Annotated in this window: 16 protein-coding genes and 1 riboswitch; all 16 genes read left to right on the top strand. The window is 38.1% G+C overall.

The window, feature by feature from the left end:
- Positions 1 to 101 precede the first annotated feature (101 nt).
- A riboswitch (adenosylcobalamin (AdoCbl) riboswitch) is annotated at positions 102 to 244 on the top strand.
- 239 nt (positions 245 to 483) lie between these two features.
- The 16 genes from AC4BB7_RS10715 to AC4BB7_RS10640 all read left to right on the top strand — a co-directional run bounded on the left by AC4BB7_RS10715 (position 484) and on the right by AC4BB7_RS10640 (position 14,197).
- A complete protein-coding gene (locus AC4BB7_RS10715) occupies positions 484 to 1,617 on the top strand; it encodes a 1-propanol dehydrogenase PduQ (protein ID WP_490483003.1) in 1,134 nt (377 codons plus the stop codon).
- A gap of 80 nt (positions 1,618 to 1,697) precedes the next feature.
- Entirely contained in the window at positions 1,698 to 2,042 is a 345-nt protein-coding gene (gene eutS, locus AC4BB7_RS10710) for an ethanolamine utilization microcompartment protein EutS (RefSeq protein ID WP_086313494.1), read from the top strand.
- A gap of 18 nt (positions 2,043 to 2,060) precedes the next feature.
- Positions 2,061 to 2,633 carry an ANTAR domain-containing response regulator gene (locus tag AC4BB7_RS10705; protein ID WP_490483002.1) on the top strand — a complete coding sequence of 191 codons (573 nt, stop codon included), beginning with the start codon at positions 2,061 to 2,063 and terminating at the stop codon, positions 2,631 to 2,633.
- A complete protein-coding gene (locus AC4BB7_RS10700; RefSeq protein WP_490483001.1) occupies positions 2,626 to 4,044 on the top strand; it encodes a sensor histidine kinase in 1,419 nt (472 codons plus the stop codon). Before AC4BB7_RS10705 ends, AC4BB7_RS10700 begins: the two co-directional genes overlap by 8 nt.
- 103 nt (positions 4,045 to 4,147) lie before the next feature.
- Positions 4,148 to 5,575 carry an ethanolamine ammonia-lyase reactivating factor EutA gene (gene eutA, locus AC4BB7_RS10695; RefSeq protein ID WP_490483000.1) on the top strand — a complete coding sequence of 476 codons (1,428 nt, stop codon included), beginning with the start codon at positions 4,148 to 4,150 and terminating at the stop codon, positions 5,573 to 5,575.
- A gap of 47 nt (positions 5,576 to 5,622) precedes the next feature.
- Positions 5,623 to 6,990 carry an ethanolamine ammonia-lyase subunit EutB gene (locus AC4BB7_RS10690; protein WP_086313490.1) on the top strand — a complete coding sequence of 456 codons (1,368 nt, stop codon included), beginning with the start codon at positions 5,623 to 5,625 and terminating at the stop codon, positions 6,988 to 6,990.
- A gap of 19 nt (positions 6,991 to 7,009) precedes the next feature.
- Positions 7,010 to 7,924: an ethanolamine ammonia-lyase subunit EutC gene (gene eutC / locus AC4BB7_RS10685; protein WP_490485141.1), complete on the top strand. Its 915-nt coding sequence runs from the start codon at positions 7,010 to 7,012 to the stop codon at positions 7,922 to 7,924.
- Positions 7,925 to 7,939: 15 nt separating this feature from the next.
- The gene (eutL, locus tag AC4BB7_RS10680; protein WP_490482999.1) at positions 7,940 to 8,593 is read left to right on the top strand and encodes an ethanolamine utilization microcompartment protein EutL; all 654 of its coding nucleotides are present in this window, start codon (positions 7,940 to 7,942) and stop codon (positions 8,591 to 8,593) included.
- Positions 8,594 to 8,611: 18 nt separating this feature from the next.
- Positions 8,612 to 9,076, top strand: coding sequence for a BMC domain-containing protein (locus tag AC4BB7_RS10675; RefSeq protein ID WP_086313487.1), 465 nt, complete (start codon positions 8,612 to 8,614; stop codon positions 9,074 to 9,076).
- Between the two features lie 13 nt (positions 9,077 to 9,089).
- On the top strand, positions 9,090 to 10,550 hold the full coding sequence (locus tag AC4BB7_RS10670; RefSeq protein ID WP_490482998.1) for an acetaldehyde dehydrogenase (acetylating): 1,461 nt from the start codon (positions 9,090 to 9,092) through the stop codon (positions 10,548 to 10,550).
- A gap of 91 nt (positions 10,551 to 10,641) precedes the next feature.
- Positions 10,642 to 10,920 carry a BMC domain-containing protein gene (locus AC4BB7_RS10665; RefSeq protein WP_211272478.1) on the top strand — a complete coding sequence of 93 codons (279 nt, stop codon included), beginning with the start codon at positions 10,642 to 10,644 and terminating at the stop codon, positions 10,918 to 10,920.
- 161 nt (positions 10,921 to 11,081) lie between these two features.
- Positions 11,082 to 11,711 carry an ethanolamine utilization phosphate acetyltransferase EutD gene (gene eutD, locus AC4BB7_RS10660; protein WP_490482997.1) on the top strand — a complete coding sequence of 210 codons (630 nt, stop codon included), beginning with the start codon at positions 11,082 to 11,084 and terminating at the stop codon, positions 11,709 to 11,711.
- Between the two features lie 9 nt (positions 11,712 to 11,720).
- Positions 11,721 to 12,350: a hypothetical protein gene (locus tag AC4BB7_RS10655; RefSeq protein WP_490482996.1), complete on the top strand. Its 630-nt coding sequence runs from the start codon at positions 11,721 to 11,723 to the stop codon at positions 12,348 to 12,350.
- A gap of 9 nt (positions 12,351 to 12,359) precedes the next feature.
- Positions 12,360 to 12,623 (top strand): EutN/CcmL family microcompartment protein, encoded by a 264-nt coding sequence (locus AC4BB7_RS10650; RefSeq protein ID WP_086313483.1) that lies wholly within the window; start codon positions 12,360 to 12,362, stop codon positions 12,621 to 12,623.
- A 20-nt stretch (positions 12,624 to 12,643) separates the two neighbouring features.
- A complete protein-coding gene (gene eutH / locus AC4BB7_RS10645; RefSeq protein WP_086313482.1) occupies positions 12,644 to 13,735 on the top strand; it encodes an ethanolamine utilization protein EutH in 1,092 nt (363 codons plus the stop codon).
- Positions 13,736 to 13,744: 9 nt separating this feature from the next.
- On the top strand, positions 13,745 to 14,197 hold the full coding sequence (locus AC4BB7_RS10640) for a cupin domain-containing protein (RefSeq protein ID WP_490482995.1): 453 nt from the start codon (positions 13,745 to 13,747) through the stop codon (positions 14,195 to 14,197).
- The last annotated feature ends 403 nt before the right edge of the window (positions 14,198 to 14,600 follow it).

The following is a 14,600-nucleotide window of genomic DNA, read 5'->3' as shown; positions in this document are numbered from 1 at the left end:
ATTATAACGAAAATCTTGAAGCGTTGGGAGAAAAAATCAAAAGAGATTTTATCAGAAAAAACTTGTTTCTTTTTTTGATTGTGATATAATACAAATGTAGAAATTGAATATGTATTGATTTAGATGGAAATTTGGTTAGATTCCAATACGGTCCCGCCACTGTAATGAGCAGCAATGCTATAAGTCAGGTCTTTCTATTTTAGTACCCCGTACTATTGTTTCGAGGCAAAGCAATAGGGCACATTGAACATACTGTTTCAGAATGAAATATTTCTGAATCGTATACGCAAAAATGTGGCATCTGTACGATGAAGTACAATGCAACGGTTGAAGCCTATTTTTTGTGTTCAAAAATCCAAAAAGTAAGATAATCTGAATAAATTAAAAGCACAAAGTGGTGTTTTTTAGCAAGCAAAGAAGCTGCGAAGAAGATGATAGACGTCTTTTTTGCGGTTTTTTTTGAAGAAACGAAAGGAGAATCACATGGAAACAATCACTTTTCCAACTAAGCTCCATATTGGAGAACAAGTTCTTGAAGGCTTAAACACATATGTGAATCAGCGGATTTTTATCGTAACAGATCCATTTATGGTCCAATCCAATAAAATCGAGCAAATCACAACCCATCTTATCCCAAAAAATGAACTTAAGATTTTCAGTAATGTTATTCCAGATCCACCAATTGAAAACGTTATTAGTGGTATCGAATCGATGAAAGCTTTTGCTCCAACAATTCTTTTAGCAGTCGGCGGTGGTTCACCGATCGATGCTGCAAAAGCGATGAAATTTTTTGCACAGAAACTGGGAGAAATCAAAGACTTAACCTTTATTGTTATTCCGACAACAAGCGGTACAGGATCTGAGGTGACCAATTTTTCCGTTATCACGAATCAAGATAAAGGGGTGAAATATCCCTTAGTAACAGCTGAGATCCAACCAGATGAAGCATACTTAGCATCAGAATTAGTGATAAGTGCACCGCGAAATATTACAGCTGATACTGGGATGGATGTTTTGACCCATGCACTTGAAGCCTATGTTTCTACTAAAGCAAATGTACTTTCTGATGCATTATGCGAGAAAGTTGTCGTACTGGTATTTGAAAACTTAGTGAAATGCTACAAAAATGGTGAAGATGTAAAAGCCCGTGAGCAAATGCACTATGCTTCTTGTATGGCAGGGATGGCGTTTAATTTAACCTCTCTTGGTCTCAATCACGGTATTGCTCATGCTGCTGGGGCAAAATTACATGTGCCTCATGGACGATTGAATACACTATTGTTGAATGAAGTGATCCAATATAATGCAGGATGTGGTCATTTTAATCACTCTTATGATGAGCGAACAGCCGAAAAATATGCTTACTTAGCGAAGTTACTTGGCTATGAGAAATCAACCCCAAAAATAGGTGTGAAACACTTGATTCGAGCAATCGAACAGTTAAAAAAACAACTAGCAATGCCAAGTTGTTTGAAACAAGCAGGAGTGAGTCCGGAGACGTTTGAGCAATTTAAAGAAGAAATTACTGAAGGTGCTTTACTTGATGGATGTACAAAAACAAATCCTAGAGTGCCTACAAAAGCAGAAATCGAGCAAATTTTGGACAATATTAAATAAAGTTTGTTTAGTCAACGGTATGTTATGACACTAACTCAATCGTGATACTGTAAATTAACAAAGAAAAAGAGGTGAGCCAATTGACTGAAAAACAGCGGATGATCCAAGAATATGTACCAGGCAAACAAATAACATTGGCACATATTATTGCGAATCCTAATCCGGAAATTTATGAAAAACTAGGATTGATCGATGTAGAAACCAACGCAATCGGGATCTTAACGATCACGCCTAGTGAAGCGGCAATCATTGCAGTTGATATTGCCACAAAAGCTGGAGATATAAAAATTGGTTTTATCGATCGTTTCAGTGGGTCAGTGGTCATTACTGGAGATGTTTCATCGGTAGAATCAGCATTATCGGAAGTCCTTGTTGGATTAGGCACTATTTTAGGGTTTAATGAGACCCACATCACAAAAACATAAAGAAAAGGATGAGCCATTATGAACGGAAGAATTGTCATTGTAGACGATGAACCTATTACAAGAATGGATATCCGGGGAATGTTGGAAGCGGAAAACTACAACGTAGTAGCAGAAGCAGCAGACGGTATTGAAGCAATCGAAGTCTGTAAACAACATCAACCCGATCTAGTTATTATGGATATCAGTATGCCACTTTTAGACGGTTTGAAAGCAAGTAAAAAAATTTTAGCTGAAAAATATGCGAAAGCCGTGATTCTATTAACGGCCTATAGTGATAAAGAGAATATTGAGAAGGCTAAAAAATATGGAATTAGTGGTTACCTGATTAAACCAATCATGGAAAAATCACTAACGCCTATGGTTGAAGTGGCGATTGCTACAGGAACCAAGACGAGAGAATATGAAGTCTCACTTGAGAAACTGACGAAAAAGTTATCTGATCGAAAATTGATTGAAAAAGCTAAAGGAATTATTATGATCGAACAAAATATGTCAGAAGATCAAGCCTATCAGTTACTAAGAGATTTAAGTATGAATAAACGGTGTCCGATTGCAGATATTGCAGAAATGTTTGTGGCTGCAGATGACTGATTTTACGATAAAGATCAAACAATTATGCGCTAAATATACGGACCTGTCTATAGAAGATATCGAGGAACTGATCTCTCAAGCTGAGAAAATTCTATCAAGGCATCTATATCCTGATAACGATGTTTTTATTGATGTAATGAATGAACTAACAGGAGATGCGATCGTTGTATTTCAGCGTCCGCCACTTTCCAAAAATTCACTTTACTCAAAAGATATTGTGGGACAAAAGGCAAAACGAAAAAATGAAGCAGCCGTTTATCGAACATTTGAAACCTCTTTGAATACAGTTGGCTTACTTGCTCGCTCACAAGAAAATGTCATGGTACGGCAACGAGTTTATCCGATTCGTAATCAGCGAAAAAATATTGGTGTCGTCATCGTTGAAGATTCAGTCGATGAAAAAATGAAACATTTTTTAGTTGCGCAAAGCGAAGCTGAGAATTATAAGAATAGTCCTATATCGATCACATCTAAAGAATTTGTGACAGACAATATTGATGAAGGAATCTTGATATTTAATCGAAAAGGCTACTTAGTTCAGATGAATCGAGCGGCAGAATCCTACTATCACGGTTTTGGTTACTTAGATGACATTCTCGGGATGCATTATGATAATCTTTCGTTGGATATGTCAACCTTTGAACAGTTAAACTACTTACGTTCGCGCAATGATGCACCAGGCTCGATGGAAAAAGAAATCAAGTTTGGGAATTTATACTTTGAGATGAAATATATCTTTGATGAAGCCGAAGGTACGGTGATCGTGATTATTCATGATGTTACTGAAGTTAGAAAAAAAGAAGCAGAAATCAGTGACAAAGCGGTTGTGATCAAGGAAATCCATCATCGGGTAAAAAACAATCTTCAAAGTGTGGTTTCTATCTTAAGAATTCAAGCAAGACGTTGTTCAACAGATGAAGCTAAAAAAGTTTTGACTGAAAGTGTTTATCGAATCATGGCGATTGCGAGAACCCATGAATTACTGTCAAAACAGTTGGAAGACAATATTTCGTTGAAGTCTGTTTTAGACTCAGTCATAGAAAATATGCATCACTGTTACGAAGAGCTCTATCACATCACAATGGAAGCAGAAATCGATGATCAACTTATTTTGGGAAGCGATATTGTTGTAACCATTGCGTTAGTAGTCAATGAACTAATTCAAAACTGTTATGATCATGCTTTTATCAATCGAAATCACGGAAGTATCAAAGTGACCGTTTATGAAAAAGACGAGTATGTTTATATTTCGATTGAAGATGACGGAATTGGGTATAAAACAGAAAACACCGAACAAAATAACTTAGGATTACAAATCGTAACGAGTTATGTTAAAGAAAAGTTACGTGGAAAATTGGAAGTCGTTTCTGATCAAAATGGTACGAAAACATTTTTCTATTTTAAAAAATAAGAATAAGGATAAACAAGGTTGTTTATCTAGACAAGCAAAGACGCTTAAAAAAACTCTTTTGGAGGTTTTTTAAGCGTCTTTTTTATAGGAAGGATGTGAAATAATGACTGAATCAATGCTAAGTGTGGGAATCGATTTAGGAACCTCTACAACTCAAATGGTTATTTCTAAACTGACAATGAATAATATGGCTTCCGCTTTCACGATTCCAAGAATTGAAATCACAAAAAAAGAAGTCATCTTCCGCAGTGATATCATCTTTACCCCGTTAAAAGAACATAGAATCATCGATGTTGAAGCGATCAAGACATTTTTAGACGAACAATATATAAAGTCAGGCATCAAGAAAGAAGAAATCCAAATCGGTGCTGTGATCATCACAGGAGAAACCGCTAGAAAAGACAATTCAAGCTCTGTTTTACAAGCAATGAGCGGCTATGCTGGAGATTTTGTCGTAGCTACGGCAGGACCTGACCTTGAAAGCATCATTGCTGGCAAAGGCGCAGGAGCACAAACCTATTCGAAAGAACACCATACATCAGTTGTCAATTTAGACATTGGTGGAGGAACGACGAATCTCGTTCTTTTCAAAGATGATGATTTACTAGATACTGCCTGTTTTGACATTGGAGGGCGTTTGATCCGAGTAGATCCAAAAAACAAAACCATCCAATATATCGCACCGAAATTGAAAGAAATCATTCAAAAAGAAAATTGGTCGATCAAAGAAGGAATGGTAGCTTCGGCTGAATTACTGAAACCAATCATCCAAACATTGGTTTCAGTTCTTGAAAACAGTGTAGGAATCGGGGATTTAAATCCTTATTATGAACGATTGATCACCAACAAAGGGTTAAAACTTGATACTAAAGTAGACTGTTTATCTTTTTCAGGCGGTGTAGCAGATTGTATTCAAACGGAACATTCCGATCCATTTCAGTACGGAGACATTGGCGTGCTATTAGGGCAAGCAATTTTAACCTCTCGACTATTTCTGGAGAAAAAAGTGATTCCCTCGCTTGAAACGATTCGAGCGACAGTCGTTGGTGCAGGTTCACATACGACCAAAGTCAGCGGCAGCACGATTACCTATGATCAAAAGAGTCTGCCTATCAAAAATGTTCCTGTACTGAGAATGTCTCAAGTAGATGAGCAAAGTGAAACAAAGGAGCTTGCTTCTATCATCAAAGAAAAGTTGAATTGGTTTTCAGTCAACAATGAGCGTCAAGCTGTTGCCTTAGGTTTATCAGGAAAAAGCAGTCCAACGTTTCAGGAAATAATCGATACAGCTCAGTCGATCGTAGCTGGTTTTGAAGAACAGATCATTTACCAATTTCCACTGATCGTGATTTTAGAAGAGGATAATGCGAAATCACTAGGGCAAGCCTTATTCAATTATTTACCACCTGACTATCCTTTTGTGTGTATCGATGGCATTCAAGTTGAAAATGGTGATTATGTTGATATTGGTACGCCGATTATTGATGGCAGTGTTTTACCCGTGGTAGTAAAAACGTTAGTGTTTGAATAAATACAGCGTTTCTAATTATAAAACTATATAAAGGAGGCTATTATTTCATGATTTTAAAAACGAAATTATTTGGTAAAGTCTATCAATTTGAATCTGTGATGGATGTGATGGCCCGCGCCAATGAAGAAAAATCAGGAGACCGCTTGGCAGGTGTTGCAGCCGTTTCCTCTGAACAACGAGTGGCAGCAAAAGTTGTCTTAGCGCAGTTAACAATGGAGGATTTATTTAATAATCCCGCAGTCCCTTATGAGGAAGATGAAGTTACTAGAATCATCATCGACGATGTGAATCAACGTGCTTATAATCGAATCAAACATTGGACGGTAGAAGAATTAAGAGAGTGGATCTTAGATTTTAAAACGACGGATTATGATATTAAACAAGTGGCTCGTGGTTTGACGTCTGAAATGGTCGCAGCTGTTGCTAAGCTAATGTCAAACTTAGATCTTATCTATGCCGCTCAAAAAATCAAGATCATTAAAACAGCGAATACAACAATCGGTGAAGCAGGACGTTTTTCGGTTCGCTTACAACCAAATCATCCAACCGATGATGTAGATGGCATCATGGCTAGTGTGATGGAAGGATTATCCTACGGAATAGGAGATGCTGTTATTGGCTTGAATCCTGTTGACGATTCGACTGAAAGCGTGAAACGAATTTTAACGAAGTTTGAAGAATTCAGAAGTGAATGGGAAATTCCAACTCAAACATGTGTCTTAGCTCATGTTAAAACACAAATGGAAGCAATGAGACAAGGTGCTCCAACAGGTTTAGTTTTTCAATCGATTGCAGGTTCCGAAAAAGGCAATACTGCATTTGGATTTAACGCTAATGACATAGCAGAAGCTAAACACCTTGCTTTACAACAAGGGCAAGTGGCAGGACCGAACGTGATGTATTTTGAAACAGGACAAGGTTCTGAGCTTTCTTCTGATGCTCATTATGGCGTTGACCAAGTAACTATGGAAGCAAGATGCTACGGGTTTGCCAAACGTTTTGATCCATTTATGGTGAATACAGTGGTTGGTTTTATTGGACCTGAATACTTATATGACTCAAAACAAGTTATCCGCGCTGGTTTAGAGGATCACTTCATGGGTAAACTATCAGGTATTTCTATGGGCTGTGACGTTTGTTATACCAACCATATGAAGGCAGATCAAAATGATGCTGAAAACTTGTTAACGTTACTAGGAACTGCTGGTGTGAATTTTGTCATGGGAATTCCTCATGGTGATGATGTCATGCTGAATTATCAAACAACAGGATTCCATGAAACAGCGACGATCCGCGCGATGTTGAACAAACGTCCAATTAAAGAATTTGAAGAATGGATGGAAAAAATGGGCTTCATGGCAAACGGACAATTGACCGATTTAGCTGGTGATGCTTCTGTATTCTTAAAAAAATAAAGGAGTGAAAACATAAATGGTGGATAATAATGAAATCAAATCAATGATCGTTTCGATTTTAGAAGAAATGACAGACACAAAAAAAACAATCATTGAATCAAATACAACCCAAGTAAATCCGTATGCCTCTAATGAATCGAGCCAAGCACAAGTAGAAGATGGTTTGATCGATGATATTACAGAAGTAGATATTCGTAAACAATTTTTAGTACCTGACCCAGTTGATCGGGAAGGCTATTTAAAAATGAAGGCTAAAACACCTGCTCGTTTAGGGCTATGGCGAAGTGGTCCCCGCTACAAAACACAATCAATGTTACGTTTTCGCGCGGATCATGCAGCTGCTCAAGATGCTGTTTTTTCATACGTACCAGAGGCGTTGATCAAGGAAATGAACTTTGTTGAAGTAGCAACAAAATGCCAAGATAAAGATGAGTATGTCACTCGTCCAGACTTGGGTCGTCAATTTGATGAAGAAAATACAGCAAAAATCAAGGCGAACGTTAAACCAAATCAAAAAGTTCAAATTATTGTCGGAGATGGGTTAAGTTCAGCGGCTATCGAAGCCAACATCAAAGAAATTCTACCTTCGATCAAACAAGGTTTGAAGATGTTCGGGTTGGATTTTGATGATGAATCTGTTGTTTTTATTAAACATGCACGTGTTCCTGCAATGGATCAAATCGCCGAGTTAACAGGAGCAGAAGTGGTCTGTTATTTGATTGGTGAGCGTCCAGGACTTGTTACAGCGGAATCAATGAGTGCATACATTGCGTATAAACCGACCGTTGGAATGCCGGAAGCTAGAAGAACAGTCATTTCAAATATCCATAAAGGTGGAACACCAGCTGTTGAAGCAGGAGCTTATATTGCCGAATTGATCCATAAAATGCTGGAACATAAAAAGTCAGGTATTGATTTGAAAGAAGTAGAATAAGGAGGTTTTCAAAGAATGAAGAATGAGCGTTTAGGTGCAAGTGTACTAAGTGTTAAAGTCATTTCAAATGTCGCGCCTTCAATGGCACAAGCTTTAGGATTAGAACCAGAGCACCGTAGTTTGGGACTGATTACGGCAACGTGTGATGATGTGACCTATGTCGCATTAGATGAAGCGACAAAGGCTGCTGCTGTAGAAGTCGTTTATGCTAAAAGTTTTTACGGTGGAGCAGATAACGCAACAACCAAATTAGCTGGAGAAGTAATTGGGATATTAGCTGGACCAAGTCCGGCAGAAGTTAAAAGTGGCTTAGCAGTTGCGGTTCAAGAAATCGAAAACGGTGCAAGTTTTTATAGCGCAAATGAAGAGAACTCGATTCCATACTTTGCTCATTGTGTTTCACGAACAGGAACCTATTTATCGAAAGAAGCAGGGATCAAAGAAGGTTCTGCGTTAGCTTACTTGATTGCGCCACCATTAGAAGCAATGTATGGACTTGATGCAGCGTTAAAGGCAGCAGATGTTGAAGTAGCCGCATTTTTTGGACCCCCTTCTGAAACGAATTTCGGCGGAGGCTTATTGACAGGAAGTCAATCAGCTTGTAAAGCTGCATGTGATGCATTTGCGGATGCTATCGCGATGGTTGCTGAAAATCCGACCACTTATTAAAGGATGTGAAAACCAACCATGTTAGAAGCTTTAGGAATGATCGAAGTAACGGGTTACTTAGGCGCAATTAGTGCAGCAGATGCCGCACTGAAAGCCGCCAATGTTAAATTGTTGAAATCAGAAAAAGTCAAAGGTGGTATCACGACTATAGAATTGATCGGTGATGTAGCGGCAATTACTGCGGCAGTTGATGCAGGAAAAGTCGTTGCTGAAAATCTCGGTTGTTTCCGTGCTAGTCATGTAATTCCGCGAATGGATCCTGCAACACAAAGCCTTTTACTTGATGAATTAACTGTCAAAGAAGGAACAGCACCAGAGAATAAGGTTACGGAAGAACAACTTGTTTCACAAGTAGAAGAGCTGAAAGTAGAAATTTTTGAAGAAGAAATTGTAGCTGATGCAACGCTAAAAGATGCAAAGAGAGATAACAAAAAAGTAAACAAGTCAACCAATAAAAAGAGTGCAAAAAAAGACAAGAAATGAAGGAGGCTGACAAATGGTAACCCTTGATAAAGACTTAGCGTCTATCCAAGAAGTCAGAGACTTACTAAGTGCTGCAAAGTCAGCACAACAAACACTAGCAAAGATGTCGCAAGAACAAATCGATAAAATTTGTGAAGCAATGGCAACTGTGGCATATGATGCGCGTGAAAAATTAGCTAAAATGGCCAACGAAGAAACAGGATTTGGTATCTGGCAGGACAAAGTTGTAAAAAACAGTTTTGCATCAAAATTTGTCTGGAATTATATCAAAGACATGAAGACAGTCGGTATTCTGAATGAAGATAATGAGAAAAAAGTAATCGATGTAGCCGTACCTGTAGGTGTTGTGGCAGGCTTGATCCCATCAACTAATCCCACATCCACTGTCATCTATAAAGCGTTAATCGCAATTAAAGCAGGCAATGCAATCGTCTTTTCTCCACATCCGAATGCCTTGAATGCGATTTTAGAAACAATCAATATTATTTCTAAAGCAGCGGAAAGTGCTGGTTGTCCAAAAGGCGCCATTAGTTGTATGGTCAAACCCACAATGCAAGGAACAGCTGAATTGATGAAACATGATGATACATCGCTGATCCTAGCAACAGGAGGTTCTGCAATGGTCAAGGCAGCTTATTCATCTGGAACGCCTGCTATTGGAGTCGGACCAGGTAATGGTCCCGCTTATATTGAAAAAAGTGCGGATATTCCATTAGCAGTTAAACGCATAATGGATTCCAAAACATTTGATAATGGTACGATCTGTGCTTCAGAACAATCAATTATTGTAGAAACAAGCAACAAAGCAGCAGTCATCGCGGAATTGAAAAAGCAAGGTGCTTACTTCTTATCTCCGACTGAGTCAGCACAGTTGGAAAAATACATCATGCGACCAAATGGCAGCATGAACCCGCAAATCGTTGGAAAGTCTGTTCAAACAATTGCACAATTAACCAACTTGACCATTCCAAAAGACGCAAGAGTCTTGATAGCTGAAGAGACAAAAGTCGGTCATAAAGTCCCTTATTCACGTGAAAAACTAGCGCCGATTTTAGCTTTCTACACAGTTGAAAATTGGGAAGAAGCGTGCGAGTTATCAATGGATATCCTTTATCATGAAGGCGCTGGTCATACTATGATGATCCACTCACAAGACGATGCGATTATTCGTGCTTTTGGTTTGAAAAAACCAGTTTCAAGAGTTTTAGTGAATACGCCAGGTGCTCTTGGTGGTATTGGTGCTACAACGAATATGGCGCCAGCTTTGACTTTAGGATGTGGTGCTGTTGGGGGAAGCTCAACTTCTGATAACATCAGTCCTGAAAATTTATTTAACATTCGTAGAATCGCTTACGGTGTTCGTGAACTTGAAGATTTAAGAGAAGAGCCAAACGCTTCATCTATTTCAACTTCAATCAATGAAGATCAATTAGTCGATACTTTAGTAGAACGTATTTTAGCTAAGTTACAATAATATTGTTTAATATTATGTAAATAAATTGTTTAGCCTTGATTCAAAATGGATTAAGGAAAGAATCTAAAAAAACTCTAGGAGGAATTATATTATGAACGCAAATGCATTAGGAATGATCGAAACAAAAGGATTAGTAGGAGCTATTGAAGCAGCAGATGCCATGGTTAAAGCAGCAAACGTAACATTGATCGGCAAAGAACAAGTCGGCGGTGGTTTAGTAACAGTGATGGTTCGCGGTGACGTTGGTGCTGTAAAAGCAGCTGTTGATGCAGGTGCTGCTGCTGCAGAACGAGTAGGCGATTTATTATCTGTTCATGTGATTCCACGTCCACACACAGAAGTTGACGCTATTTTACCACCAGTAAAATAAAACATTTCGCTAAAAAATCAAAGGAAAAAGTAAACTTAGTAAAAAGGTAGCATTATAGAAAAAGGTGGTCTCCTTCGTCTTTGTTTGCTCTTATACTAAGGAGGCTTTTTCCTTTGTTTTAAACAAACGAGTGTAAAAATTTGAACAGAGGTGAAAACGGCATGAATGAACAACTGATAGATAATTTGGTAGATCAAGTTGTAGCAAAAATCAATGAAGAACGAAGCTTTTTAGTAGAAGCTAGCGGACGTCATGTCCATTTATCACAAGAGCATATCGATGTTTTATTTGGAACAGGATACCAATTAACGATCAACAACTACTTATCTCAACCAGGACAATATGCTTCAAAAGAACGTGTCACACTTTTAGGACCGAAGGGTGCATTGCATAATGTGGTGATATTGGGTCCAGCTAGAGCTGCGTCTCAAGTAGAAATTTCTAGCACGGATGCCTTGACACTAGGAGTCAAAGTTCCTGTAAGAGAAAGTGGCGATATTGAAGGGACACCAGGTATCGTACTCGTTAATGGGAATAAAACTGTCCCGCTAGAAAAAGGATTGATTATTGCGAAACGACACGTCCATGTTTCTACAAACGATGCTAAAAAAATGAATGTGACTCAAGGAGAGATCGTAAAAGTTAGAATCAATAGTGATCAACGTTCCTTGATTTTTGATGATGTTGTGATTAGAGTCAGTGATAAATTTGCGACAGCAATGCACATTGATTACGATGAAGCGAATGCTTGCTCATTTAAAAAGGGAATCCGGGGTCATATTGTAAAGTAGGGATCAAACATGAAAACAACTGATTTTGATAATTTAGTTGAAAAAATCACTAAAAAAGTGATGGAACGACTAGCGGAAATTGAACAACACAAGATACAATCTCATTGTCTTTTGGGGACAAACCAAAAATGGCTGACACGGGAAGATATGGATTATTTGCACAAAGTCTCTCGAAATAAAGAGAATGATCTAGTTGTTGTGACTGAACTTTCCTTTGAAAATTTGGCGAATACGCTGAATTTCAATCCACAAAATGAACTGGAACAAACAATCGTTCAAACAATCAAAGAGGGCAACGAATTTGTGATCATAAAAGATGGTAGAACATACCTATCGTTAGTGACAGCTGGAAGATATGCATTGAAGAAAACCATTCTTGATTTTGAAGCTCAATTATATCGTTATGGCGGCACATTTATATCTTTAGCTGAATTAAAACAAAGCGTGTCAGATAGAAAAACTGTACCTCCTTATGAAGCGTTGAAACATAAAAAATATTTAACTGTTAAAGATCTTACTGACAGAATCAACGACTGTCAAAATACAGTAGAACTATCTGACCAAACAAGTATCACAGATTATGCAAAAGAATATATTCGTGAGAAAAAAATCAACATTAGCTGGACTAATGAGAAATGAGGAGACGCAATGTTCATCGGACGTGTAAAAGGTAGTTTATGGGCAACCAGAAAAGATGAAAAACTAAGTGGTTTAAAATTTTTAGTTGTTGAATTAGATGAATACAATGGCCCTCAGCATTCTTTGGTAGCAGCTGATAACACAGGTGCTGGATTGGATGATTTAGTCTTAGTTTCAACAGGTAGTGCTGCCAGAATGTCATTAGAAAATCCAGAAATTCCAGTAGATGCCGTGATTGTGGGCATCATTGATTCAGTGGAGATAGATCAATAAAAAAGTAGGATGTGAAGTGAATGAGTATTAATGAAATAATCATGTATATTATTGCTTTTTTCATGGTTTTGGGGGCAATCGATAAATGCTTAGGGAATAAATTCGGGTTAGGTGAGCAGTTTGAAGAAGGAATTATGGCAATGGGCTCTTTGGCTCTATCCATGGTGGGGATCATCACGCTAGCACCTGTATTAGCGAATATTTTGAAACCTGTTGTAGTGCCCTTATATACAGCTTTAGGTGCAGACCCAGCAATGTTTGCAACAACTCTATTAGCAAACGATATGGGGGGATTTCCTTTAGCAATGCAATTAGCACAAGATCCTCAAGCGGGCTTATTCGCAGGAGCGATTCTTGGTGCGATGATGGGACCTACCATTGTTTTCACGATTCCAGTGGCTCTTGGCATTATTGAAAAAGAAGATCAGCAGTATTTAGCTACAGGCGTTTTATCTGGTTTGATCACGATTCCTCTTGGTTGTTTTGTGGGTGGTGTGATTGCTGGTTTTCCAGTGGTGATGATCTTAAAAAATCTTGTGCCGATTTTACTTGTTGCGGTGTTGATCATGATCGGATTATGGCTAAAACCAGATGCTATGATCAAAGGGTTTACGGTATTTGGAAAGTTTGTCGTGATCGTGGCCATTGCGGGGTTAGTTTTAGGCGCTTTACAATTATTAGTTGGTGTCACGATTATTGAAGGCATTACGCCTGTAACAGAAGGAATTGAAGTGGTTGGCGGAATTGCGTTAACATTAGCAGGTGCCTTTTGTCTCGTGTTCGTTATCACAAAACTGTTCAACAAACCTTTGATGAAACTTGGAAAAGTCTTAGGAATGAATGAAGTTGCTGCGGCAGGAATGGTAGCTACACTAGCGAATAGTATTCCAATGTTTCAAATGATGAAAGACATGGACCCTCGCGGTAAAATAATCAACGTTGCTTTTGCTGTGTCAGCGGCTTTTGTAATGGGCGACCACTTAGGGTTTACAGCTGGAGTTGCCAAAGAGATGATTTTTCCAATGATCGTTGGAAAATTAGTTGGTGGGATTACGGCTGTTGTTGTGGCAATGTTTATGGCGAATCGGATGTTGAAAAAAGAAGCGAAGTAGGTGAGAATCATGAATAATTTGAATGAAGAAACAATTCGTGCTCTTGTTCGAGAAGTGTTATCTGAGCAATTAGCTTCAGTAGAAAATAGCACAAAAAACGTCGATCCAAGTGGCGTTTTATCGATCAAACTTCCATTATTAAATGTGTCAGAAGAAGATCGTTTAGATACTGGGAATCCAGAACATAAAGTATACTGTAAAGATTTAGTTACGTTGGGCGAAAGTCCGCGTCTAGGATGTGGTTTGATGGTCATGGAAGATACGACATTTGATTGGTTATTAGAATATGATGAAGTGGATTATATTATTGAAGGTCGCTTAGATGTTCTAATCGATGGTCGGACAATTACAGCAGGTCCTGGAGAAATTATTCTGATCCCTAAAGGAAGTCAGATCAAGTTTTCAGTTTCTGGAACGGCACGTTTTATTTATGTGACGTATCCAGCAGATTGGCAAAAGTAATCAGTGAATGAATAAAAATGGTTCTTAAAGTTAGTTGACAGCTGATTTTTTGAGCTGTTTTTTTGCATAAAAAAAGCGCGGAGTAAGAGACTAATTCGTTTAATGGATATTGACTTTAAAGGGAGAAATTTATATAATGAAAGTGGTTGAACAACAATGAAGTTGTTTAAAACGATGGATGATTATGTCAATGAAGATATAGCAAAAATAAAAAATAAGAAGTGTTTGGAAGACTTACAAGTCTATCTATTTTGATCGATACTTTTTATAAAGACATCTTTTGTACCAAAGATGTTTGCTGTTCTGACATAATAACCTTCCGTTATAGTAGTCAATTCAGACAGCACACTTATACTAAAAGTGACTGCTGTTTTTTTATTGTTTAAGCTAAGAAGAGGAGCAA

The organism is Enterococcus sp. AAFC-DPL-5182 (assembly GCF_058216605.1).
The sequence above is the reverse complement of the archived record's forward strand: the minus strand, read 5'-3'. Positions and strand labels throughout refer to the sequence as shown.